Annotated in this window: 18 protein-coding genes, 4 tRNA genes and 3 rRNA genes; 5 read left to right on the top strand and 20 right to left on the bottom strand. The window is 54.4% G+C overall.

The window, feature by feature from the left end; all coding sequences use genetic code 11:
- The first annotated feature begins 10 nt into the window (after positions 1–10).
- On the top strand, positions 11–781 hold the full coding sequence (locus JTA15_RS00125; protein ID WP_193163278.1) for an amidohydrolase: 771 nt from the start codon (positions 11–13) through the stop codon (positions 779–781).
- A gap of 41 nt (positions 782–822) precedes the next feature.
- Here JTA15_RS00125 and JTA15_RS00120 read toward each other — a convergent pair whose 3' ends face one another.
- The 9 genes from JTA15_RS00120 to dnaQ form a co-directional block, all read right to left on the bottom strand.
- Positions 823–2,424 (bottom strand): gamma-glutamyltransferase family protein, encoded by a 1,602-nt coding sequence (locus tag JTA15_RS00120; protein WP_020882793.1) that lies wholly within the window; start codon positions 2,422–2,424, stop codon positions 823–825.
- 9 nt (positions 2,425–2,433) lie between these two features.
- On the bottom strand, positions 2,434–3,309 hold the full coding sequence (locus JTA15_RS00115; protein WP_193163279.1) for an ABC transporter permease: 876 nt from the start codon (positions 3,307–3,309) through the stop codon (positions 2,434–2,436).
- A gap of 2 nt (positions 3,310–3,311) precedes the next feature.
- Positions 3,312–4,253 carry an ABC transporter permease gene (locus tag JTA15_RS00110; protein ID WP_020882795.1) on the bottom strand — a complete coding sequence of 314 codons (942 nt, stop codon included), beginning with the start codon at positions 4,251–4,253 and terminating at the stop codon, positions 3,312–3,314.
- A gap of 18 nt (positions 4,254–4,271) precedes the next feature.
- Positions 4,272–5,786: an ABC transporter substrate-binding protein gene (locus JTA15_RS00105; RefSeq protein ID WP_025205116.1), complete on the bottom strand. Its 1,515-nt coding sequence runs from the start codon at positions 5,784–5,786 to the stop codon at positions 4,272–4,274.
- A gap of 2 nt (positions 5,787–5,788) precedes the next feature.
- Positions 5,789–6,871 carry an ABC transporter ATP-binding protein gene (locus JTA15_RS00100; protein WP_014168748.1) on the bottom strand — a complete coding sequence of 361 codons (1,083 nt, stop codon included), beginning with the start codon at positions 6,869–6,871 and terminating at the stop codon, positions 5,789–5,791.
- Complete coding sequence (locus tag JTA15_RS00095; protein ID WP_014168747.1) at positions 6,868–7,881, bottom strand: ABC transporter ATP-binding protein; 1,014 nt, start codon at positions 7,879–7,881, stop codon at positions 6,868–6,870. The genes JTA15_RS00100 and JTA15_RS00095 overlap by 4 nt, the downstream gene beginning before the upstream one ends.
- Entirely contained in the window at positions 7,878–8,597 is a 720-nt protein-coding gene (locus JTA15_RS00090) for a FadR/GntR family transcriptional regulator (protein ID WP_014168746.1), read from the bottom strand. Before JTA15_RS00090 ends, JTA15_RS00095 begins: the two co-directional genes overlap by 4 nt.
- A 386-nt stretch (positions 8,598–8,983) precedes the next feature.
- Positions 8,984–9,060, bottom strand: a tRNA-Asp gene (locus JTA15_RS00085).
- Positions 9,061–9,192: 132 nt separating this feature from the next.
- Complete coding sequence (dnaQ, locus tag JTA15_RS00080) at positions 9,193–9,924, bottom strand: DNA polymerase III subunit epsilon (RefSeq protein ID WP_032669568.1); 732 nt, start codon at positions 9,922–9,924, stop codon at positions 9,193–9,195.
- A 64-nt stretch (positions 9,925–9,988) separates the two neighbouring features.
- Between dnaQ and rnhA the strand changes: the two genes are divergently transcribed.
- Positions 9,989–10,456 (top strand): ribonuclease HI, encoded by a 468-nt coding sequence (gene rnhA / locus JTA15_RS00075; RefSeq protein WP_014168741.1) that lies wholly within the window; start codon positions 9,989–9,991, stop codon positions 10,454–10,456.
- On the opposite strand, the gene JTA15_RS00070 is transcribed toward rnhA, so the two are convergent.
- The gene (locus JTA15_RS00070) at positions 10,457–11,173 is read right to left on the bottom strand and encodes a class I SAM-dependent methyltransferase (protein WP_020882800.1); all 717 of its coding nucleotides are present in this window, start codon (positions 11,171–11,173) and stop codon (positions 10,457–10,459) included. It lies immediately after the preceding gene.
- A 32-nt stretch (positions 11,174–11,205) separates the two neighbouring features.
- Here JTA15_RS00070 and gloB point away from each other — a divergent pair, with 32 nt between their 5' ends.
- A complete protein-coding gene (gene gloB, locus JTA15_RS00065; RefSeq protein ID WP_219372713.1) occupies positions 11,206–11,964 on the top strand; it encodes a hydroxyacylglutathione hydrolase in 759 nt (252 codons plus the stop codon).
- Positions 11,965–12,032: 68 nt separating this feature from the next.
- Complete coding sequence (gene mltD / locus JTA15_RS00060; RefSeq protein WP_219372712.1) at positions 12,033–13,397, top strand: murein transglycosylase D; 1,365 nt, start codon at positions 12,033–12,035, stop codon at positions 13,395–13,397.
- A gap of 52 nt (positions 13,398–13,449) precedes the next feature.
- Here mltD and JTA15_RS00055 read toward each other — a convergent pair whose 3' ends face one another.
- From JTA15_RS00055 to JTA15_RS00045, 3 genes are all read right to left on the bottom strand, one after another.
- Positions 13,450–14,223 (bottom strand): class I SAM-dependent methyltransferase, encoded by a 774-nt coding sequence (locus JTA15_RS00055; RefSeq protein WP_121340311.1) that lies wholly within the window; start codon positions 14,221–14,223, stop codon positions 13,450–13,452.
- A 74-nt stretch (positions 14,224–14,297) separates the two neighbouring features.
- Positions 14,298–15,098 (bottom strand): endonuclease/exonuclease/phosphatase family protein, encoded by an 801-nt coding sequence (locus JTA15_RS00050; RefSeq protein ID WP_025205128.1) that lies wholly within the window; start codon positions 15,096–15,098, stop codon positions 14,298–14,300.
- 136 nt (positions 15,099–15,234) lie between these two features.
- Positions 15,235–16,410 (bottom strand): MFS transporter, encoded by a 1,176-nt coding sequence (locus tag JTA15_RS00045; RefSeq protein ID WP_219372711.1) that lies wholly within the window; start codon positions 16,408–16,410, stop codon positions 15,235–15,237.
- Between the two features lie 104 nt (positions 16,411–16,514).
- Here JTA15_RS00045 and yafC point away from each other — a divergent pair, with 104 nt between their 5' ends.
- A complete protein-coding gene (yafC, locus tag JTA15_RS00040; protein WP_219372710.1) occupies positions 16,515–17,420 on the top strand; it encodes a DNA-binding transcriptional regulator YafC in 906 nt (301 codons plus the stop codon).
- A 31-nt stretch (positions 17,421–17,451) separates the two neighbouring features.
- Here the strand turns inward: yafC and dkgB are convergent, their stop codons facing one another.
- The 7 genes from dkgB to JTA15_RS00005 all read right to left on the bottom strand — a co-directional run bounded on the left by dkgB (position 17,452) and on the right by JTA15_RS00005 (position 23,615).
- Complete coding sequence (gene dkgB / locus JTA15_RS00035; RefSeq protein ID WP_068795190.1) at positions 17,452–18,255, bottom strand: 2,5-didehydrogluconate reductase DkgB; 804 nt, start codon at positions 18,253–18,255, stop codon at positions 17,452–17,454.
- A gap of 162 nt (positions 18,256–18,417) precedes the next feature.
- Positions 18,418–18,494 (bottom strand) — tRNA-Asp (locus tag JTA15_RS00030).
- 55 nt (positions 18,495–18,549) lie between these two features.
- Positions 18,550–18,665, bottom strand: a 5S ribosomal RNA gene (rrf, locus tag JTA15_RS00025).
- A gap of 63 nt (positions 18,666–18,728) precedes the next feature.
- Positions 18,729–21,634 (bottom strand): 23S ribosomal RNA (locus JTA15_RS00020).
- A gap of 180 nt (positions 21,635–21,814) precedes the next feature.
- A tRNA-Ala gene (locus JTA15_RS00015) sits at positions 21,815–21,890 on the bottom strand.
- A gap of 38 nt (positions 21,891–21,928) precedes the next feature.
- A tRNA-Ile gene (locus JTA15_RS00010) sits at positions 21,929–22,005 on the bottom strand.
- 70 nt (positions 22,006–22,075) lie between these two features.
- A 16S ribosomal RNA gene (locus JTA15_RS00005) occupies positions 22,076–23,615 on the bottom strand.
- The 16S, 23S and 5S rRNA genes sit together here with 3 tRNA genes alongside, the layout of an rRNA operon.
- Between the last annotated feature and the right edge of the window lie 59 nt (positions 23,616–23,674).

Below are 23,674 nucleotides of genomic sequence, written 5' to 3'. Positions count from 1 at the left end.
AGTCTGAATTGTGCCTGGTCTGAAGATTTCGATTTTGCAGCAACCTTTAGTGTGGATGGACGGCCCTGCCAACCTGCGCCACTTTGATCGTCAACTGGAAGGCATTACCGGGCGTGATGTGATTGTCCTGCCGGAGATGTTCACTACCGGCTTCGCCATGGAAGCGGCGCAACAGTCAATGCCACAGCAAGAGGTGGTCGCCTGGATGCACGCCAAAGCGCAGCAAACCAATGCGCTGATTGCCGGCAGCGCTGCGCTGCAAACCGAACGCGGGCCGGTCAACCGCTTCCTGCTGGTCGAGCCGGAAGGGAAAGTGCAGTTTTATGATAAACGCCACCTGTTCCGCATGGCAGATGAACATCATCACTATGAAGCGGGTGATACACGCGTGGTGTTCGAATGGCGCGGCTGGCGTATTCTGCCGCTGGTTTGCTACGACCTGCGCTTCCCGGTGTGGTCACGCAACCGCAACGATTACGACCTGGCGCTGTATGTCGCCAACTGGCCTGCCCCGCGCTCACTGCACTGGCAGTCGCTGCTGGTCGCACGCGCCATTGAAAACCAGGCGTATGTGGTCGGCTGTAACCGCGTGGGGACCGATGGCAACGGGCATCATTATCGGGGGGATAGCCGGGTGGTGAACCCGCAGGGTGAAATTATTGCCACCGCCGAGCCGCATCAGGCAACGCGCATTGATGCTGAGTTGTCACTGACGGCCCTGAAGGAATATCGCGAGAAGTTTCCGGCCTGGCAGGATGCGGATCCCTTTAGCATTGGATAACGGTTTCCCCTCCCTCTCACAGGTAGAGGGAGGGGACATCATTAACTCACCAGCGCCTGCCCGTCTTTGCGGCTCTCTGTCGCCGCCACATAGTGCCCTTCCGGCATACGATAAATCACCTGCGCGCCGCCGAAGTTGTAATCCTGGAGCGGATCTTCCACCACGATCTGGTGCCCGCGCTCACGCAGTGCGGCGATAGTATTGCGATCGAACGTCGATTCGACGATCACTTCCCTGCCCTGCACCACGCGCCAGCGAGGCGCATCAATTGCCGCCTGTGGGTTTTGCCCGTGCAGCATGATGCGCAGCGCCATCTGCATATGCCCCTGCGCCTGCATTGGCCCGCCCATGACACCAAAGGACATCAGCGGTTTGCCGTTGCCGTCCATCGCAAAGCCCGGAATGATGGTGTGGAACGGACGCTTACTGCCCGCCAGCGCATTCGGATGGTTTGGATCCAGCACAAAGCCACAGCCGCGGTTTTGCAGACTGATCCCGGTCTCCGGCACCACAATCCCGGATCCAAAGCCCATATAGTTGGACTGAATAAAGGAGATCATCATACCGCTGGAATCTGCAGCGCTCAGGTAGACCGTGCCGCTCTGCGTCGGCGAACCGTAGACGAAATCGGAGGCGTTATCGGGGTCGATAAGCGCCGCGCGCGACGCCAGATAACGATCGCTCAGCAACGCCTGGGCCGCGAACTCCATGTGTTCTTCATCAGCGACGTAGCGATCGAGATCCGCCAGCGCCAGTTTCATCGCCTCAATAGACAGATGAAGCGACTGCACGGAATCCGGATGATGTTTTTCAATTCCACACTGCTCCAGAATACCGAGCGCAATCAGCGTGGCGATGCCCTGCCCGTTTGGCGGCAGCTCCTGCACCGAACCACCGGCAAAATCACGCGACAGCAGTTCTACCCAGTCCACACGATGATTGGCCAAATCCTCTGCCGTCAGGTGCGCACCATGCTCTTTCGCGAAAGCGGCAATTTTCTGCGCCAGCTCGCCGCGGTAAAACGCTTCACCGTTGGTTCTGGCAATCAGCTCCAGCGAATGAGCCTGCGCCGGGTTACGGAAGATCTCGCCAACCCGAGGAGCACGCCCTTCCGGTGCAAAGCAGGCGCTAAAGCCTGGCTGATCTTTCAGCTTGTTATAACCCCGCTGCCAGAGATGGCCAATCAACGGGGAGACCGGAAAACCGTTACGCGCGTACTCGATGGCCGGTTGCGCCAGCGTAGTGAGCGGCAGCGTGCCAAAACGTTCTGCCAGCGCCACCCAGCCCGATACCGCACCCGGCACGGTGACGGCGTCCCAGCCAATTTCTGGCACCGCGGTTTTACCGGCAAACAGATCCGCATGCCAGCTGGCAGGCGAGCGGCCAGAGGCGTTCAGGCCGTGGAGTTTTTCACCATCCCAGACGATGGCAAAGGCATCGCTGCCAATACCGTTGCCGGTGGGTTCAACCACCGTCAACGCCATGGCGGTTGCAACCGCCGCATCAACCGCGTTCCCGCCGAGCTGCAGCATTTTCATTCCCGCCTGGGCCGCCAGCGGCTGAGATGTCGCCACGGCGTTGTGGCCCATCATCGGCGGGCGTCGTGAATCGTAACCGGAAGTGAAATCAAGCGCTTTGGTCATCATGACTCCTTAGTCATGGCGCGGATCGAGCGCATCGCGCAGCCCGTCGCCGAGTAAATTAAAGCCCTGCACGGCAAGAAAAATCGCCACACCGGGGAACACAGACATCCATGGAGCCTGCTCAAGGAAACCTTTTGCGGTATTAAGCATTGAGCCCCATGACGGGTTCGGCGGCTGCTGGCCTAACCCCAGAAATGACAGGCTGGCTTCAGCAATGATTGCCGAGGCAATGGCCAGCGTGGCCTGCACCAGAATCGGAGACATCACATTGGGCAGCACATACTTAATGATGATCCAGCGATCCGGCAGGCCAATCGCCCTCGCGCCGTCGATATACTCTTCGTTGCGAATGGCGATCACCTGGCCGCGCGTCAGGCGGGCGAAGATCGGCATTGCGGAGAGGCCAATGGCGATCATGGCGTTGGTCAGGCTTGGGCCCAGAAACGCCCCGAGCGCGATCGCCATGATCAGGAACGGACAGGCCAGCAGCGCTTCAATAAAACGCGAGATCACGCCGTCCCACATCTTCTGGAAGTAACCCGCCACCAGCCCCAGCGGAACACCAATGACCACGGCGATCACCACCGACATACAGCCAGCCATCAACGACGTTCTCGCCCCCCAGATAATGCGGGACAAAATATCGCGGCCCAGTTCATCGGTCCCAAACCAGTACATCGCTGAAGGCGCTTTACGCACCGCCAGGAAATTGGCTTTCACCGGATCAAAAGGCGCGATCCACGGCGCCAGCAGTGCCACCAGCACAAAAAAGCCCACCACTACGGCCCCCATCACCGCGCTTTTATTGGCGAGAAATTTCTTCAGCACCCGGTTCTGTGCACGGGGCTGAACCGCGGCAATGGTTTGAGTTGTCAGATCCGCCATGCTTAACCTCGCATTTTCGGGTTGATAAGAACGTAAAGCACGTCGGCCAGCAGGTTCAGCAGCAGGAAACCGATCGCCACGATAAGCACCACCCCCTGCACCACCGCATAGTCACGGTTAAAGACCGAATCGACGATCATCTTGCCGAACCCTGGAATGGTGAAGACCTGTTCGGTCAGTACCGCGCCCCCCAGCAGTTCGCCGAACAGCAGCGTGGTCAGGGTGATCACCGGAACCAGCGCATTGCGAAACGCATGCTTTAAAATCACCGCCTTTGGCAACAGCCCTTTAGCCCGTGCGGTGCGGATGTAATCGGCCTTCATTACCGCGATCATGGAGGCGCGGGTATGGCGCATCAGCGTGGCCGCCAGCCCCGTTCCCAGTACCGAGGCAGGCAACAACAGCGTACGCAGGTTCTGGATCGGATCTTCACTAAACGGCACGAATCCCGACGCTGGCAGCCATTGCAGATTGACCGAGAAGACCAGAATCAACAGGATCCCGAGCCAGAAATGCGGTATCGAGATCCCCGAGATCGCCACAAAGTTGGCACCGTGATCGACCCAGCTGTTTTTGTTGACCGCCGCGAGGATCCCCATGCTGATGCCAAACACCAGCGCGATGATCATCGCCAGCAGCGACAGCTCCAGCGTCACCGGCAGTTTGCTGGCAATGAGCTGGGTGACCGGCTCGTGAGTGCGTAAGGAGACACCAAGATCGCCCTGCAGCGCGCGCGTCAGCCAGTTGAAGTACTGCACAGGGATGGGCGCATCGAGATTGAGCTCAGCACGCAGCTGGGCGATCACCGCCGGATCGCGCTCCTCCCCGGCCATGGCGATCAGCGGATCGCCGGGCAGCAGTTTTTGCAGGCCAAACACCATCATGCTCACCAGCAGTAAGGTCGGGATGGCCAGCAGCAGACGTTTGCAAATCAGTTCCAGCATGGGTTCTCCTCAGGCCAGTTATTTCGCCAGCGTCAGGCCAGCCAGACGCACAATGCCGTCCGGATACGGTTTAAAGCCCTGCACGCTCTTGTTCAGACCAAAAATACGCGGTTCAAAATAGAGGTAGGCGATGGGCATATCCGTCTGCAGCTGTTTCACCACCTTGTCGTACAGCGGCTGACGGACGGCTTTGTCGTTGCTCAGGCGCGCCTGCGTTAGCCATTCATCCACCTGCGCGTTACTGTAACGACCGTCGTTAAGGGTGCCTTTGCTGTTAATGAAGCCGTAGATGCTGCCATCCGGATCCGGACGACCCGACCAGCCAGAGAAGCTCAGCTGATAATCACCGCTTTGCTGGCGGTCGAGCAGCGTGGCGAACTCGGTCATTTGCAGGTTCAGGTTAAAGCCAGCCTCTGCGACCATCGCCTGCAGTACCTGACCGACCTGCTGTGAAGTTGGGTTGTTGGGCACCAGCAGATTGACATTCAGCGGCGTAGTGATGCCTGCCGCTTTCAACAGCGCTTTGGCTTTGTCGACATCGCGTGGTGGCACCGGCAGGTTAACGTGATACGGACTTACGGTAGAAAACGCCTGGTTTGCCGGGGTGTACAGCCCCTCGAAGACCACCTGATTTAACGCATCGCGATCGATTGCCTGTGAAAATGCCTCACGCACGCGGGCATCCTTAAACGGATCGTTCGCCGGGACCTTTCCGTTATTGATATTGAAGGTAATGCCCTGATAACCCAGACCGGTCACCTTCGCCAGCGCCAGTTTGCTGTCGGCTTCTACGGTTTTCACGTCGCTTGCGGCAATGCCTTCCGTCAGATCAAGATCCCCTGCACGCAGGTTAGCCAGACGCACGGAAGCATCCGGGATCGGCAGATAAATAATTTTGTCGAAGTGGTAAGCGCCTTTGTTCCAGTAGTTGTCAAAACGCGTCAAAACGATACGGTCCTGCGAGACGCGGCTGTCGAACTTATAGGGGCCAGAGCAGACCGGATGGGCGGCAAAGTCAGGTTTTTTTGCGGCGTCGGGTGCCATCATCGCCCCGGCGCGATCGGTAAGCTGCATCAGCAGTGCGGCATCAGGTGTTTTCAGATGCAGGGCAATCTGCATCGGGCCTGTCACCTCAACGGACTCAACGGACGAGATTTCACTTTTACGCAGCGAACCTTTTAACGTCAGCGCGCGGTCGAGGTTGTATTTTGCCGCGGCAGCGTCAAATTTTTCACCGTCATGGAAGGTCACACCTTCACGCAGATCCATGGTCAGCGTTTTGCCGTCGTCACTCCAGGCCCACGATTTCGCCAGGCCGGGAACCACTTTCAGATGCTCATCCACGTCCACCAGCCGGTCGCACAGAGACGCAAAGACGAAACGGCCATAATAGGTGCGCGCAAGATGCGGATCGAGCATGTCCGGATCCGCCCCCAGACCAATTCGCAGTACACTTTCAGAATGGGCGGGCAGCGCCGCGCCAAGCAACATAACACTTCCCAGTACGGTCAAAAGAGAATTACGCATTGTCATTATCATGAGTTCCTTGAAGGAAGGGAGGAGTGAGTGGCCGCGTGTTCAAACAGCGCGCGGCGGCGCAGAAAGGCTGCGGATGGCGGTGCTATCTGGATAACACTGCGATCGCGGTTAATCTCCTGCCAGCGATGGCAGGCAATCTGGCGTCCCCCGTCCAGCACCTGATTGATCGGCTCGACCTGGCGACATTCATCCGTGGCATACGGACAACGGGTATGGAAACGGCAGCCTGACGGTGGGCTGGCCGGGTTCGGTAAATCCCCCTGCAGCAGAGGTGCCACCCGCGGCGCGCCTGGCTGCATCTGGGGGGCGGAGGCGATTAACGCCTGCGTATAGGGGTGTAGCGGGGCATCAAAGATTTCGTCGACGGTCGCAAGCTCAACAATTTGCCCGAGATACATCACCGCCACGCGGTCACTCATATGGCGAATCACCGCCAGGCCATGGGCGACAATCACCATTGTCAGACCCAGCTGGTGCTTCAGGCTTTCCAGCAGGTTGACCACCTGCGCCTGAACCGAGACATCCAGCGCGGAGACCGGCTCGTCCCCGAGCAACAGCTTTGGCCCGGAGGCCAGCGCACGCGCAATGCCAATTCGCTGACGCTGCCCTCCGGAAAATTCGTGCGGATAACGTTGCGCCCAGGCCGCTGGCAGCCCTACGGTTTTAAGCAGCTCCGCCACCCGATATTGCCTGTCGGCTTTCTTCATCGACTGGTGTAGCCACAGCGGCTCACCGACGATCTGCTCGACTGTCATGCGCGGGTTTAACGATGCGAAAGGATCCTGAAAGATGATCTGCAGCTCCCGCCGCAGCTGGTTCAGACGCGCTCCCGAGGCATGAGTGATCTCTTCACCCTGATAAAATACGCGTCCTTCGCTGGCCGCCAGCAGCCGCAGAAGAAGACGGCCCAGCGTCGATTTTCCGGATCCGGACTCGCCCACAATCGCCAGCGTTTCACCAGGCATGACGGAGAGGGAGACGCGATCGACCGCGGTGACAAAACGTGCTGGGGTAAACAGTTTTTTAGGGCCGGGAAAAAGCTTGCTCAGGTCCCGGGCTTCAAGAATGGGCGTCGTCATGCAATTTCTCCCAGCGCAATATGTTGTTCCAGCGGTACACGGAAGCAGGCCACCTGATGGTCGGTCCCCATCGCCGTCAGCGACGGCTTTTCGTCATGACACCGCGTTTGCGCGAAGGGGCAGCGGGTAGCGAACCGGCACCCTTTGGGCATGGATTCCGGCAGCGGAACGGCCCCGGGAATAGTGGAAAGCGCGCCTTTACGCGCGCCGAGGGACGGAATCGAGCCCATCAGTCCTATGGTGTACGGGTGTTGCGGGTCGGCAAAAATGGCCTCCACGCTCCCCTGCTCTACCACCTGTCCGGCATACATTACCGCCACCTGCTGCGCGACTTCCGCCACCACCCCCAGATCGTGGGTGATCATTAACACCGCCGTACCGGTCTCTTCTTTGAGGGTATTAAGCAGCGCGAGGATCTGCGCCTGAATGGTCACATCCAGCGCGGTTGTCGGCTCGTCGGCAATCAGCAAACGTGGATGGTTAATCAGCGCCATCGCAATCATCACGCGCTGACGCATCCCCCCGGAAAGCTGGTGCGGATACGCTTTCAGGCGCATCTCTGCCGCCGGGATCTGCACCTTCTCCAGAATCTGCAGCGCAACCTTCATCGCCTCTGCACGAGAAAGTTTCTGATGGCGCATCACCGCTTCACTGAGCTGGTCTCCCAGCGTGAAGGCAGGGTTGAGCGAGGTCATTGGCTCCTGGAAAATCATTGCCAGTTCGCTGCCGCGAAGATCGGCATATTCCCGCGGTGAAAGCTTTCGTAAGTCGTGACGACGGAACTGCATCTCGCCGCTGACGATCTGTGCGCTGGCGGGCAGTAAGCCCATCAGCGCTAATGAGGTGATACTTTTCCCGCAGCCGGATTCCCCCACCAGCGCCAGCGTTTCTCCCGCGTTGACCGTCAGTGAAATACCATCAAGCACGCTCACCGGAGAGCCGGCGAACGTTACGTTAAGATTTTGCAGCCGCAGTACAGGCGTGGGGTCCTTAAACGGGATCGTCGTCATAGCGTGAAGTCGTCCTCAAGGTGAATAGCCTGAATCAGGGCTGACTGCAGGCTAAGCAGGTGTTCGCGCATGGCGGCCGCTGCTTCATTAGGCTGGCGATGGATAATCGCAGACATGATTTTTTGATGGTGGTCGTTATAGTGATCAACCCGCTCGGGTGTACGGGCTAATTCGCGCAAATGCTGCCAGCCCGGTTCACGTCTGACGGCATCAATGGCATCAAACAGGCCAAGCATCAGGCGATTACCGGCAGCCTCGGCAATGGCGCGGTGAAATGCGCTATCCCAGAGTTCGTTGAGATCGCGGTCGTCCGGGCTGACCTTATCAATGCGTTCCAGCATGCGCTGCATAAGCGCGAGGTTTTCCCTGGTGGCACGCAGTGCCGCAAGCCGGGCTAAGCCGGGTTCGAGCTGTAGACGAGCTTCCATGACTTCCAGAAGGTTGGTTTGCTGAACCAATCCCTGAAGGGCCAGAGGTTCAACAGGTGCAGACGGGCCTATAAAGGTCCCTTTGCCCTGTTTACGCCAGATCCGCCCCTCCTCTTCCAGCACATCCAGCGCACGACGTACTTCACGTCGTCCTACGCCGAGAGTCTCCGACAGCTCACGTTCAGTGGGCAGCGGAGTGCCTGGTGTTGACTCATGCTGGTTGATCAGTCCGCGCAGCTGCTCAAGCGCGGTGCTGGAATTGGCCAGAAACCGTGACGGTTTTTCCATATTGGTTCGCTCGCTATCATCATTACTTTATTTTTATTAACGATAAGTTATTGATATGACATGCTACTTACCGTGCTAATGATTAAGCAATAAACGAACCAATAAAGCATTGGTTCATGAACTTTCTGAAGGGGTGGAGATAAGCGAATGATTTTCGGTGAATTATTTTTTACAAAATTACACATCTGCTCCGCTGCCAAAAAGACAACTGGTGGCAAAATGCACAAATACGGTGCAAATTGTGCACTATCATTGATCAAATGTTAATTAATTGCACCACAGATATTAACTTTTTGTTAATAACGACAGGGGGGCGGATAAAGAAGATTTGCAGACGCAGAAACGACGAAGGCCTGAATCATTTCTGATTCAGGCCTTCTGAATAGTGGCGGAACGGACGGGACTCGAACCCGCGACCCCCTGCGTGACAGGCAGGTATTCTAACCGACTGAACTACCGCTCCACTGTTCCCGCTGGGGGAACGAGGCGCATATTACGGTTTGCCTCCGGACTCGTCAACGCTTTTTCTCACGTTTTGAATCGTTTGCTGCAAAATTCACCCAAACGATGATTTTACAGGCATTCCGGCCCTTTTTCAGGCCCGCCACATGCAGCTTCCGCCTTTCTTCTGCACTAAATCAAGACGGGATTCATGGTTAAGTAACTCGTCATCATTGGCTAAAACCACTCGCAAACGACTGGCCTGGCGAACAACGCGTTGAATCCCCGCTTCCCCCTGCGTCTGCTGCGATTCATTTTCCATGCTGAACTTCATGGACGTCTGACCACCGGTCATCGCCAGGTAGACATCCGCCAGGATCTGGGCATCGAGCAATGCGCCGTGCAACGTTCGCTTGGTGTTATCTATTTCATAGCGAGAACAGAGCGCATCCAGGCTGTTACGCTTGCCAGGAAACATTTTCCTCGCCAGCGCCAGGCTATCGGTCACCTTACAGAACGTGTTCGTTTTCGGAATATCACGATGGAGCTTACTGAACTCATAGTCCATAAAGCCGATATCGAACGACGCGTTGTGAATGATAAGCTCGGCGCCTTTGATATATTCCAGAAATTCGTCTGCCACTTCCGCAAAGGTCGGTTTATCCAGCAAGAACTCATCGGCGATACCGTGCACGCCGAACGCTTCTGGGTCCACCAGCCGGTCGGGTTTGAGGTAGACATGGAAGTTGTTCCCCGTAAGACGACGGTTCACCACTTCAACGGCACCGATCTCGATGATCTTGTGCCCTTCGTAGTGCGCGCCGATCTGGTTCATACCGGTGGTTTCGGTATCGAGGACAATCTGGCGAGTAATTGCAGTGCTCATAGCGGTCATTTATGTCAGACTTATCGTTTAACTGAACGTTTCAAATACAGGAAGTCTACCAGAGATGCGTAAACAGGTAGAAATTTTCACCGATGGATCTTGCCTTGGCAACCCAGGGCCTGGCGGTTATGGCGCGATTATGCGCTATCGCGAGCATGAAAAAACTTTTAGCGAAGGCTATTTTCTGACCACCAACAACCGCATGGAGTTGATGGCCGCCATTGTGGCGCTGGAAGCGCTAAAAGAACACTGCGATGTGGTGTTGAGCACTGACAGCCAGTACGTACGCCAGGGGATCACCCAGTGGATCCACAACTGGAAAAAACGCGGCTGGAAGACGGCAGATAAAAAGCCGGTCAAAAACGTCGATCTCTGGAAACGTCTTGATGCTGCGCTGGGCCAGCACGAGATTAAATGGGAATGGGTTAAAGGTCACGCAGGCCACCCCGAAAACGAACGTTGTGACGAACTGGCACGGGCAGCGGCATCAAACCCCGCCCATGAAGACACAGGCTATCAGCCCGAATCCTGATCAGGGTTTTCTGTACTGCCGCGTGGCGCCCACGGTCTGGCGAATGGGCGATTTCGATTTACTCTGCTTCATCGGATTAAGCGTAAGGGGGATGGTCCGCTTACGCGCGACAATAAATTGCATGCAGCCTAATGCCGGCAGATGGGTGCTCAGAACAACGCCCCCCTGCCGCGCCCAGGGAAGTACCTGAAAACCGCCCGAGCAGAGCACCTCAAAATTCAGCAGTGAAAGCCAGTCAAGCTGGCGCATCATCGTGAACATCCTGCTGTTATACGGCGGTGTCCGGCGAAGCACCGGAACCAGCTTGCGCAGCCCCATCAGACTCAGCGGATTGAACCCGCTGAGTATCAGCCAGCCATCATCAATCAGGACGCGATCGGCCTCGCGCAGCAGGCGATGAGGATCGCTGCACCAGGGCAACGTGTGTGCCAGCAGGCAGGCATCAACGGACTTTTCCGCAAACGGCAGATGCAAAGGATCCGCTTTCACCTGAACCGGTGATGCGCCAAGAGAGACATTAACCTGATGTGAGATAGCGCAGCTTTCGGTATTGATTTCCGCGCTGAGATTGCCAATCTTAAGCAAGTGAAAACCATACATTTTCGCGAGCCAGGGTTTAAGCTGCTGTTCCAGGTTCTCGCGATAGTATTCACCCCAGGGCAATTCGGCCCAACGTTCAGGTGCCGGGACAATCTGAGGTATCCTTGCCGGTTTCATCAACACACCCACCACGCTATAAGAGGTAATTTATGAATCTTATCAGTATTCCCGCCTTTCAGGACAATTACATCTGGGTTTTAGTCGATGACGAGCGTCGGTGCGTCATTGTCGATCCTGGAGAATCGGCTCCTGTATCAGACGCGATAAAAGAGAACGGCTGGCAACCAGAGGCCATCCTTCTGACCCATCATCATAACGATCACACCGGCGGCGTTGCTGACCTTCGTGCCCAATTCCCGCATCTGGTGGTTTACGGACCGGCAGAGACACAAGATAAGGGAGCAACGCAGGTAGTCGAAGAAGGTGAAAATATCCTCATACGCGAGTGGGAGTTTTCTGTATTTGCTACACCAGGTCACACTTTGGGACATCTTTGTTTCTACAGTAAACCTTATCTTTTTTGCGGCGACACGCTGTTCTCAGGAGGCTGTGGAAGACTTTTTGAGGGCACCCCTTCCCAGATGTACCAGTCATTACAGAAGATTAGCGCATTACCTGACGATACCCTTATTTGTTGCGCACATGAGTATACATTAGGAAATATGAAGTTTGCGGCGAGCATCTTGCCAGAGGATCGGGCGATTCAAGATTATTATCACAAAGTGAAGGAGTTACGTGCAAAAAACCAAAAAACACTCCCCGTAATTCTGAAAAATGAGCGTAAAACTAATTTATTTTTACGAACAGATGATATTGATTTAATTGATGAAATTAACAAAGAAACAAATTTGTCACAACCAGAACAACGATTTGCATGGTTAAGGTCAAAGAAAGATAACTTCAGTTAATTGCGGGTTGCCTTTTCAAAATTTCGCCGTTATCATCGCTCGTCTTTTAAGCAACTATTGACACACACATGAAGGCAAAAGCGATATTACTCGCCTCTGTCCTGCTTGTAGGTTGCCAGTCGCAGAACGGCAGCAACGTACAACAGCACGCACAGAGCCTTTCTGCAGCTGGTCAAGGGGAAGCAGGGAAGTTTACAAGTTCAGCGCGATGGATGGACGATGGGACGTCTTTCGCACAGGATGAAGACTTGTGGACCTCTATTGGCGACGAGCTAAAGATGGGAATTCCGGAAAACAACCGGATTCGCGAACAGAAGCAAAAGTATTTAAGAAATAAGAGCTATCTCCACGATGTAACTTTACGGGCAGAGCCGTATATGTACTGGATAGCCGGGCAAGTTAAGAAACGTAACATGCCGATGGAGCTGGTACTCCTACCCATAGTGGAGAGCGCTTTTGACCCACACGCGACGTCTGGCGCCAATGCCGCAGGCATTTGGCAAATCATTCCGAGCACCGGGCGAAACTATGGTTTGAAACAGACCCGCAACTATGATGCGCGTCGTGATGTTGTCGCTTCAACGACAGCCGCTCTCGACATGATGGAACGTCTTAATAAGATGTTCGACGGCGACTGGCTGTTAACGGTCGCAGCGTATAACAGTGGCGAAGGTCGTGTACTGAAGGCAATGAAAGCGAATAAAGCACGGGGTAAACCCACCGATTTTTGGTCGCTCTCACTGCCACAGGAAACGAAGATTTACGTACCGAAAATGCTGGCATTGAGCGATATTCTCAAGAACAGCAAGCGTTACGGTGTACAACTGCCAACACCAGACGAAAGTCGTGCACTGGCGCGTGTTCGCCTCAGCAATCCGGTTGATATTCAACAGGTTGCTGATATGACGGGTATGTCGGTAAGTAAACTGAAAACCTTTAATGCTGGCGTTAAAGGCTCAACGCTGGGGGCCAGTGGTCCGCAGTATGTAATGGTTCCGCAGAAACATGCTGAGCAGTTACGTGAGTCTTTAGCATCGGGTGAAATTGCCGCTGTTCAGTCAACGCTGATCGCGGATGCATCATCCGTGAACAGCCGCAGCTATAAGGTTCGGTCAGGTGATACGCTTTCGGGCATTGCCTCACGTCTTGGCGTGACGGCAAACGATCTGCAGCAGTGGAATAATCTGCGCAGCTCAGGCCTGAAAGTGGGTCAGACTCTGACGGTGGGTGCAGGTAACAGTGCACAGCGTCTCGCCAGCAACAGCGATAGCATTACCTATCGTGTGCGTAAAGGTGATTCACTGTCCAGTATCGCAAAACGACACGGCGTAAATATCAAGGATGTGATGCGCTGGAACAATGATACTGACAATCTGAAACCAGGCGACCAGCTGACGTTGTTTGTGAAAAACAGCGCCACGCCAGACTCCTGATGACACGACCTAACGATAAAAAGGCACCGATTCCCCTCGGTGCCTTTTTTCTTTACGCTGCTTTTTGCGCTTCAGCCATGATGGTATCGCTGGTAAATGATCCATCATCCTGCAATTCAAAGTACGCCTTCACTTCCGCTGACGCACTATCCTGATACAACCGAATGGCCTGGCTTAACGCTTCCGGCGTGCGCATACGGGCAATCCACGAGCTGAACTCCAGCGGCAAGCGGTCCGTTATCAATGCACGTGTGATCAGCCCCGCTTCAGTAATCAGCGCTAACCACTCCCCGCTGGAGTAGTTTTGCACATGCGAGGTGTCGCGCAGCGCTTCAACCGTCTGCAGCCAGATATTACGCACCGGATGTCCCGGCGACATCACATCCATAATGATAAAGACCCCGCCCGGCTTCAGAACGCGTTTAACTTCACGTAATGCCTGGCCGACATCATGCCAGTGATGGGCAGAATAACGGCTGATAACAACTTCAAATGAGGCATCTTCAAAGGGTAAGGATTCGGCATAGCCCTGACGCGTTGCGATGTTGTTCAGCCCTTTGGCTTGTGCGGCCTCTGCAACCACCTCCAGCATCTGACTGGATAAATCATAGGCCGTGACCTGCGCCACCTGCTGTGCTGCCGTGAAGCTGGCATGCCCGGCACCACAGCCTAAGTCCAGGACGTGCGCGTGCGGCACTGCCGCCAGGCGTTCACCGAGACGGACCAGATCACGGCCAGACGCGTGCACGGCACTGCTCAGATAAGCATTTGCCTGGGAGCCAAACTGTTTTTCTACGTTGTCATGATGGGAGTGTGTTGTTGTCATCGTACTGTCCTTTTGTTGTTTAAAATAAAGGGCAGCACCCGAATGGCCTGCCCCACGGCAGACCTGACATACCATTATTTATCAGGTTTGCCGGGACTAAATTCAACGAGTAGAGGATTGTGATCGGAGGCACGCGTCACCAGAACAGAGGCGTCGTGAACGTTCAGACCACGATAGAAGACAAAATCGAGAGGACGGCCAAACGCTTTCTTGCGCTGGTCATCGCTAAAACGAACTTCACGCAGCGACATTTCGCGTGCAAAGCGATACAGCGCATTCATGCGCGGACGGCTCCAGGCATTAAAATCTCCGGCCATAATGATGGGCCCGCTGTGATGGGCGATCTGGTCACCGATCGGAAGTAACTGCTTACTATACACATCCACGCCCAGGCTGAAGTTGACCGCGTGGATATTCACAACCATCAGCATGCGCGTGTCCGGCAGCGGGTAGACCGTTACCAGCGCCGATTTCGCCAGACGCAGAATCGGCTCGCGCTCGCGCAGCGGGCAGCAATAGACCGGATGAGCCGAAGAGAGGGTCATCACGCCAGAAGGATGTTGCGGCAAGACAAACGCGGGAACCTGGTCAGCAGCAAGGTAGTGAGTCGTAGCAAACCTTACCAGCTCGGGGGTGGTTTGCGCCTCCTGCAACAGCACCAGATGGGCGTCTTTCCCAAAATTCTTGAGTACCGATAACCACTCAGCGCGCTGTTGTTTAAAGATGTTCCACACCAGCACCCGGATTTTTTCATCGCTGCTTAAGGGTGTCCCGGCAGGTAATGCCTGACTTATGCTCGCAAACGACCCCGGAGGCAAGATCCTCTCCGCGGGCATTCCGGCAACATAACGCATGGCATAGGTATTTTTTCGCACTTTTGGAAACGGCCTCTGTAACATGAACCAGCCCGGAAAACGGACTGGTTCTAATGTTATAGGGACTTTAGGTTACACTTTCAACGCAATTTCAGATAAACCGCTTTCCAGTTTTGTAAGCAAGCACTTACTGATGTTATCCCAGCACTACACGAGCGTGTTTATCAAGGCGCCCACTCAGGCTAATCAGCAGGAAAGCGACCAGAACAATCACCGCACCAATCCATGGCGTTTGGGTTAATCCGAAATGTTCAACGGTTTGCCCACCAATGATAGAACCCAGCGCAATCCCAATATTGAACGCGGCAATATTCAGGCCCGATGCGACATCTACCGCGTTGGGTGTATAAAGTTCGGCTTTTTGTACCACGTAAACCTGCAGGCCTGGCACGTTACCAAAGGCGAAGATCCCCATCACCAGTACCGTTATCAGCGCGGCGTATTGCATCGATGCCGTGAACTGGAAAATCATCAGCAGAACAACCAGTGCTGCGAAGATAAACTTCAGGGCCGGCACTGCACCATGTTTATCCGCAAGCTTCCCACCCCAGATATTACCGATGGCGACGGAGATACCATACCCCAGCAAAATCCAGCTCACTGCACTGGGTGAGAAGCCTGCCAGGTCCTGCATCATCGGAGCCAGGAAGGTGAAAGCCGTGAATACACCCCCATAGCCGAGCGCTGTGACGGCGTAGATGATCAGCAAACGCGGATGCGTGAGTACCTTCAGCTGATCGCTCAGGCTGTCACTCGCACGTCCTGCAATCGTCGACGGTACCAGCAGCAGGCTGGCAACCAGGGCAATCACCCCCAGTAAAGAGACGGCAAGGAAGGTTTCGCGCCAGCCAAAGTGCTGTCCGATAAACGTTCCTAACGGTACACCCGTGACAAGAGCTACAGTCAGACCACCGAACATAATCGCGATGGCGGATGCTGCTTTCTCTTTTGGTACCAGGCTGGTTGCAATAGTTGAACCAATGGAGAAGAACACACCGTGAGCGAGACCGGTCAGCAGCCTGGCAATCACCAGCGTGGTGTAGTCCGGCGCCTGCCAGGCCAGAATATTGCCAGCGGTGAATAACACCATCAGCGCAACCAACAGCTGCTTACGCGGGAAACGTCCCGTCAACGCGGTCAGGACGGGGGCGCCGATGGCAACCCCGAGCGCATAGATAGAAACCAACAGGCCGGCAGAGGGCAGCGAGATTGAAAGCTGGTTAGCTATCGTAGGCACCAGTCCTACGATAACAAATTCGGTCGTGCCAATTGCAAAGGCACTGATCGTCAGGGCAAGTAGCGCCAGTGGCATAAATAACTCCATATCATCAGGATTAAGATGACAGGCAGTATGCGCCAGTGCTTAAATAACAAAAATGGTCAAAATATCAATAGAATTTTGCAGGTGGTGCAACAATGAAAGCAACGTCGGAAGAGCTGACAATTTTTGTCGCCGTCGTCGAAAGCGGCAGTTTTAGCCGTGCGGCCGAGCAGCTGGGGCAGGCTAATTCAGCCATCAGCCGCTCGGTGAAAAAACTGGAGATGAAGCTCGGCGTCAGTCTTCTCAACCGAACGACGCGTCAGCTGAGCCTGACGGAGGAAGGCGAGCGTTACTTCCGCCGTGTGCAGTCCGTCCTGCAGGAGATGGCGGCGGCAGAAACAGAGATTATGGAAACCCGTAGTACGCCGCGCGGATTGCTGCGTATTGATGCGGCAACACCGGTTGTTCTTCATTTTCTGATGCCGCTGATCAAGCCTTTCCGCGAACGCTATCCGGAGATGACGCTCTCGTTAGTTTCCTCAGAGACGTTTATCAATCTCATTGAGCGAAAAGTGGATGTGGCGATCCGGGCCGGCACCCTGACCGACTCGAGCTTGCGGGCCCGCCCTCTTTTTGCCAGCTACCGCAAGATAGTCGCGTCACCGCAATACATCGCAGAGCATGGCAAACCAGAGACGGTTGAAGAACTGAAGCAGCACCTGTGCCTGGGCTTCACGGAGCCCGTATCGCTGAACACCTGGCCTGTGGCCTGTTATGATGGTCAACTGCATGAAATCACCAGTGGGTTATCGTCCAACAGTGGAGAAACGCTGAAGCAGCTTTGCCTCGAAGGGAATGGGATCGCCTGTTTGTCGGACTATATGATTGATAAAGAAATTGCACGCGGTGAGCTTGTAGAGCTGATGGCAGATAAACGTCTGCCTGTGGAGATGCCTTTTAGTGCAGTTTATTACAGTGACAGAGCGGTAAGTACGCGCATACGCGCCTTTATCGATTTCCTGAGCGAACATATAAAAACAGCTCCCGGGGGAGCTGTGTGAGGGTTTCAGGCTACAGAGGAAAGGGTCAATATTAATCCCAGTCAGGTGCCAGACCTTCAGGGCTGACCAGACGATCGTTGCATTCCAGGGCAGCGATCGCTTTTTTGTCTTCATCGTCCAGCTGGAGATCCCTCGCTAACAGGTTGCTGGCCAGGTTTTCACGTCGGGTTGAAGAGGGGATCACGGCGTAACCTTCACCCATCGCCCATGCCAGAATCACCTGTGCAGCCGTTGCGCTATGTTTCTCTGCGATACGATTAATCACGTCATCTTTCAGTGCTTTACCGTAGGCCAGGGTCATATATGAGGTGATGTGGATGCCGTGCTGTTTTGCCCAGTCCACGACTTTGCGGTTTTGCAGGTAGGGAGAGAGTTCAATCTGATTGGTTGCAATGTTTTCTGCCCCCACGGCGGCAATGGCTTTTTCCATCAGCGGGATGGTGAAATTAGAAATACCTATTTCACGCGTTAAGCCCTGCTCTTTCGCTTCAAGCAATGCCTGCATGAACTCCTCGACTGACACAGCATCGTTCGGTGATGGCCAGTGGATCAACGTCAGATCCACATAGTCGGTACGCAGTTTTTCCAGGCTCTCTTTCAGGCTGGGGATCAATTTGTCTTTGCTGAGGTTTTCAATCCAGATTTTGGTGGTGATGAAAAGCTCGCTGCGCGCTACGCCGCTCTCTTCGATAGCCTGACCAACGGCAGCTTCGTTATCGTAAATCTGCGCCGTATCAATTGCGCGATAGCCAAGTTCAAGTGCAGTTTTAACGGATGCGATAACAACGTCGTCTTTCAGGCGGAAAGTGCCCAGACCCAGTGCAGGGATAGTCATGTAATCCTCGTTATTCATAATGATTGTTAACTGAGGAGGATTATCGCTGCTGCCGTTATGCAGAAAAAGAGCGTTTAACGCAGAGGATTTTTGCTGATTTGGCAATAATGATACGACAGATATGAAAAAAGCCCTGAGCGTTAACTCAGGGCTTTTAATAAGTGGCGGAACGGACGGGACTCGAACCCGCGACCCCCTGCGTGACAGGCAGGTATTCTAACCGACTGAACTACCGCTCCACCGAAGACTGCTGTAACCACCGGATTTATGCACCGGCTTACTACGTAATTTGATGCCTGGCAGTTCCCTACTCTCACATGGGGAGACCCCACACTACCATCGGCGCTACGGCGTTTCACTTCTGAGTTCGGCATGGGGTCAGGTGGGACCACCGCGCTAAAGCCGCCAGGCAAATTCTGTAATCTGTATCAGCTGAAAATCGTCTCTCACCGCCAAAACATCTTCGGCGTTGTAAGGTTAAGCCTCACGGTTCATTAGTATCGGTTAGCTCAACGCATCGCTGCGCTTACACACCCGACCTATCAACGTCGTAGTCTTCAACGTTCCTTCAGGAGACTTAAAGTCTCAGGGAGAACTCATCTCGGGGCAAGTTTCGTGCTTAGATGCTTTCAGCACTTATCTCTTCCGCATTTAGCTACCGGGCAGTGCCATTGGCATGACAACCCGAACACCAGTGATGCGTCCACTCCGGTCCTCTCGTACTAGGAGCAGCCCCCCTCAATTCTCCAGCGCCCACGGCAGATAGGGACCGAACTGTCTCACGACGTTCTAAACCCAGCTCGCGTACCACTTTAAATGGCGAACAGCCATACCCTTGGGACCTACTTCAGCCCCAGGATGTGATGAGCCGACATCGAGGTGCCAAACACCGCCGTCGATATGAACTCTTGGGCGGTATCAGCCTGTTATCCCCGGAGTACCTTTTATCCGTTGAGCGATGGCCCTTCCATTCAGAACCACCGGATCACTATGACCTGCTTTCGCACCTGCTCGAGCCGTCACTCTCGCAGTCAAGCTAGCTTATGCCATTGCACTAACCTCCTGATGTCCGACCAGGATTAGCTAACCTTCGTGCTCCTCCGTTACTCTTTGGGAGGAGACCGCCCCAGTCAAACTACCCACCAGACACTGTCCGCAACCCGGATCACGGGTCTACGTTAGAACACCAGCCATTAAAGGGTGGTATTTCAAGGTTGGCTCCACGCAGACTGGCGTCCACGCTTCAAAGCCTCCCACCTATCCTACACATCAAGGACCAGTGTTCAGTGTCAAGCTATAGTAAAGGTTCACGGGGTCTTTCCGTCTTGCCGCGGGTACACTGCATCTTCACAGCGAGTTCAATTTCACTGAGTCTCGGGTGGAGACAGCCTGGCCATCATTACGCCATTCGTGCAGGTCGGAACTTACCCGACAAGGAATTTCGCTACCTTAGGACCGTTATAGTTACGGCCGCCGTTTACCGGGGCTTCGATCAAGAGCTTCGCGTTACCGCTAACCCCATCAATTAACCTTCCGGCACCGGGCAGGCGTCACACCGTATACGTCCACTTTCGTGTTTGCACAGTGCTGTGTTTTTAATAAACAGTTGCAGCCAGCTGGTATCTTCGACTGATTTCAGCTCCATCCGCAGGGACTTCACCTACATATCAGCGTGCCTTCTCCCGAAGTTACGGCACCATTTTGCCTAGTTCCTTCACCCGAGTTCTCTCAAGCGCCTTGGTATTCTCTACCTGACCACCTGTGTCGGTTTGGGGTACGATTTCGTGTTACCTGATGCTTAGAGGCTTTTCCTGGAAGCAGGGCATTTGTTACTTCAGCACCGTAGTGCCTCGTCATCACACCTCAGCGTTAACAAGGAACCGGATTTACCTGGAACTTCCGCCTACATGCTTAAACCGGGACAACCGTCGCCCGGCTAACATAGCCTTCTCCGTCCCCCCTTCGCAGTAACACCAAGTACAGGAATATTAACCTGTTTCCCATCGACTACGCCTTTCGGCCTCGCCTTAGGGGTCGACTCACCCTGCCCCGATTAACGTTGGACAGGAACCCTTGGTCTTCCGGCGAGCGGGCTTTTCACCCGCTTTATCGTTACTTATGTCAGCATTCGCACTTCTGATACCTCCAGCACCCCTCACAGGACACCTTCAACGGCTTACAGAACGCTCCCCTACCCAACAACACATAGTGTCGCTGCCGCAGCTTCGGTGCATGGTTTAGCCCCGTTACATCTTCCGCGCAGGCCGACTCGACCAGTGAGCTATTACGCTTTCTTTAAATGATGGCTGCTTCTAAGCCAACATCCTGGCTGTCTGTGCCTTCCCACATCGTTTCCCACTTAACCATGACTTTGGGACCTTAGCTGGCGGTCTGGGTTGTTTCCCTCTTCACGACGGACGTTAGCACCCGCCGTGTGTCTCCCGTGATAACATTCTTCGGTATTCGTAGTTTGCATCGGGTTGGTAAGCCGGGATGGCCCCCTAGCCGAAACAGTGCTCTACCCCCGAAGATGAGTTCACGAGGCGCTACCTAAATAGCTTTCGGGGAGAACCAGCTATCTCCCGGTTTGATTGGCCTTTCACCCCCAGCCACAAGTCATCCGCTAATTTTTCAACATTAGTCGGTTCGGTCCTCCAGTTAGTGTTACCCAACCTTCAACCTGCCCATGGCTAGATCACCGGGTTTCGGGTCTATACCCTGCAACTTAACGCCCAGTTAAGACTCGGTTTCCCTTCGGCTCCCCTATACGGTTAACCTTGCTACAGAATATAAGTCGCTGACCCATTATACAAAAGGTACGCAGTCACCCCATAAAAGAGGCTCCCACTGCTTGTACGTACACGGTTTCAGGTTCTTTTTCACTCCCCTCGCCGGGGTTCTTTTCGCCTTTCCCTCACGGTACTGGTTCACTATCGGTCAGTCAGGAGTATTTAGCCTTGGAGGATGGTCCCCCCATATTCAGACAGGATACCACGTGTCCCGCCCTACTCTTCGAGTTCACAGCCTGTGTGCTTTCGTGTACGGGACTTTCACCCTGTACCGTGCGACTTTCCAGACGCTTCCACTAACACACAAGCTGATTCAGACTCTGGGCTGCTCCCCGTTCGCTCGCCGCTACTGGGGGAATCTCGGTTGATTTCTTTTCCTCGGGGTACTTAGATGTTTCAGTTCCCCCGGTTCGCCTCGTTAACCTATGTATTCAGTTAACGATAGTGTGTCGGAACACACTGGGTTTCCCCATTCGGACATCGCCGGGTCAAAGGTTCATATCACCTCGCCGGCGCTTTTCGCAGATTAGCACGTCCTTCATCGCCTCTGACTGCCAGGGCATCCACCGTGTACGCTTAGTCGCTTAACCTCACAACCCGAAGATGTTTCTTTCGATTCACCACCGGTTTGCGAAAATTTGAGAGACTCGAACACACATAACATGTGTGTCGTTTCAATTTTCAGCTTGATCCAGATTTTTAAAGAGCAAAACTTCGCAGTGCACCTTTTCAGGTTCACTCTGAAGTTTTCTTGTTTTCGCAGTAAAAGATGGTGGAGCTATGCGGGATCGAACCGCAGACCTCCTGCGTGCAAAGCAGGCGCTCTCCCAGCTGAGCTATAGCCCCATCGTATGACCAACCTCTTCAAATCTGCATGACAGATTTGGTAGGCCTGAGTGGACTTGAACCACCGACCTCACCCTTATCAGGGGTGCGCTCTAACCACCTGAGCTACAAGCCTGTAGAGGTTTTTTACTGCTGTTTTTCATCAGACAATCTGTGTGGACACTACAAAGGCAGGTTCTTTAAGGTAAGGAGGTGATCCAACCGCAGGTTCCCCTACGGTTACCTTGTTACGACTTCACCCCAGTCATGAATCACAAAGTGGTAAGCGCCCTCCCGAAGGTTAAGCTACCTACTTCTTTTGCAACCCACTCCCATGGTGTGACGGGCGGTGTGTACAAGGCCCGGGAACGTATTCACCGTAGCATTCTGATCTACGATTACTAGCGATTCCGACTTCATGGAGTCGAGTTGCAGACTCCAATCCGGACTACGACGCACTTTATGAGGTCCGCTTGCTCTCGCGAGTTCGCTTCTCTTTGTATGCGCCATTGTAGCACGTGTGTAGCCCTACTCGTAAGGGCCATGATGACTTGACGTCATCCCCACCTTCCTCCAGTTTATCACTGGCAGTCTCCTTTGAGTTCCCGGCCGGACCGCTGGCAACAAAGGATAAGGGTTGCGCTCGTTGCGGGACTTAACCCAACATTTCACAACACGAGCTGACGACAGCCATGCAGCACCTGTCTCAGAGTTCCCGAAGGCACCAATCCATCTCTGGAAAGTTCTCTGGATGTCAAGAGTAGGTAAGGTTCTTCGCGTTGCATCGAATTAAACCACATGCTCCACCGCTTGTGCGGGCCCCCGTCAATTCATTTGAGTTTTAACCTTGCGGCCGTACTCCCCAGGCGGTCGACTTAACGCGTTAGCTCCGGAAGCCACGCCTCAAGGGCACAACCTCCAAGTCGACATCGTTTACGGCGTGGACTACCAGGGTATCTAATCCTGTTTGCTCCCCACGCTTTCGCACCTGAGCGTCAGTCTTTGTCCAGGGGGCCGCCTTCGCCACCGGTATTCCTCCAGATCTCTACGCATTTCACCGCTACACCTGGAATTCTACCCCCCTCTACAAGACTCTAGCCTGCCAGTTTCGAATGCAGTTCCCAGGTTGAGCCCGGGGATTTCACATCCGACTTGACAGACCGCCTGCGTGCGCTTTACGCCCAGTAATTCCGATTAACGCTTGCACCCTCCGTATTACCGCGGCTGCTGGCACGGAGTTAGCCGGTGCTTCTTCTGCGGGTAACGTCAATTGCTGTGGTTATTAACCGCAACACCTTCCTCCCCGCTGAAAGTACTTTACAACCCGAAGGCCTTCTTCATACACGCGGCATGGCTGCATCAGGCTTGCGCCCATTGTGCAATATTCCCCACTGCTGCCTCCCGTAGGAGTCTGGACCGTGTCTCAGTTCCAGTGTGGCTGGTCATCCTCTCAGACCAGCTAGGGATCGTCGCCTAGGTGAGCCGTTACCCCACCTACTAGCTAATCCCATCTGGGCACATCTGATGGCAAGAGGCCCGAAGGTCCCCCTCTTTGGTCTTGCGACGTTATGCGGTATTAGCTACCGTTTCCAGTAGTTATCCCCCTCCATCAGGCAGTTTCCCAGACATTACTCACCCGTCCGCCACTCGTCACCCGAGAGCAAGCTCTCTGTGCTACCGTTCGACTTGCATGTGTTAGGCCTGCCGCCAGCGTTCAATCTGAGCCATGATCAAACTCTTCAATTTAAGTTTGATGCTCGTGAATTAAACTTCGTAATGAATTACGTATGTTCACTCAGAGACTT

Source organism: Enterobacter sp. BIDMC 29 (genome assembly GCF_019378755.1).
Lineage (GTDB): Bacteria > Pseudomonadota > Gammaproteobacteria > Enterobacterales > Enterobacteriaceae > Enterobacter > Enterobacter ludwigii.
The sequence above is the reverse complement of the archived record's forward strand: the minus strand, read 5'-3'. Positions and strand labels throughout refer to the sequence as shown.

Coding starts and splice junctions, on each gene's coding strand:
- JTA15_RS00120 (WP_020882793.1), bottom strand. CDS start 2,424: ATGACCAAAGCGCTTGATTTCACTTCCGGTTACGATTCACGACGCCCG.
- JTA15_RS00115 (WP_193163279.1), bottom strand. CDS start 3,309: ATGGCGGATCTGACAACTCAAACCATTGCCGCGGTTCAGCCCCGTGCA.
- JTA15_RS00110 (WP_020882795.1), bottom strand. CDS start 4,253: ATGCTGGAACTGATTTGCAAACGTCTGCTGCTGGCCATCCCGACCTTA.
- JTA15_RS00105 (WP_025205116.1), bottom strand. CDS start 5,786: ATGACAATGCGTAATTCTCTTTTGACCGTACTGGGAAGTGTTATGTTG.
- JTA15_RS00100 (WP_014168748.1), bottom strand. CDS start 6,871: ATGACGACGCCCATTCTTGAAGCCCGGGACCTGAGCAAGCTTTTTCCC.
- JTA15_RS00095 (WP_014168747.1), bottom strand. CDS start 7,881: ATGACGACGATCCCGTTTAAGGACCCCACGCCTGTACTGCGGCTGCAA.
- JTA15_RS00090 (WP_014168746.1), bottom strand. CDS start 8,597: ATGGAAAAACCGTCACGGTTTCTGGCCAATTCCAGCACCGCGCTTGAG.
- dnaQ (WP_032669568.1), bottom strand. CDS start 9,924: ATGAGCACTGCAATTACTCGCCAGATTGTCCTCGATACCGAAACCACC.
- rnhA (WP_014168741.1), top strand. CDS start 9,989: ATGCGTAAACAGGTAGAAATTTTCACCGATGGATCTTGCCTTGGCAAC.
- JTA15_RS00070 (WP_020882800.1), bottom strand. CDS start 11,173: ATGAAACCGGCAAGGATACCTCAGATTGTCCCGGCACCTGAACGTTGG.
- gloB (WP_219372713.1), top strand. CDS start 11,206: ATGAATCTTATCAGTATTCCCGCCTTTCAGGACAATTACATCTGGGTT.
- mltD (WP_219372712.1), top strand. CDS start 12,033: ATGAAGGCAAAAGCGATATTACTCGCCTCTGTCCTGCTTGTAGGTTGC.
- JTA15_RS00055 (WP_121340311.1), bottom strand. CDS start 14,223: ATGACAACAACACACTCCCATCATGACAACGTAGAAAAACAGTTTGGC.
- JTA15_RS00045 (WP_219372711.1), bottom strand. CDS start 16,410: ATGCCACTGGCGCTACTTGCCCTGACGATCAGTGCCTTTGCAATTGGC.
- yafC (WP_219372710.1), top strand. CDS start 16,515: ATGAAAGCAACGTCGGAAGAGCTGACAATTTTTGTCGCCGTCGTCGAA.
- dkgB (WP_068795190.1), bottom strand. CDS start 18,255: ATGACTATCCCTGCACTGGGTCTGGGCACTTTCCGCCTGAAAGACGAC.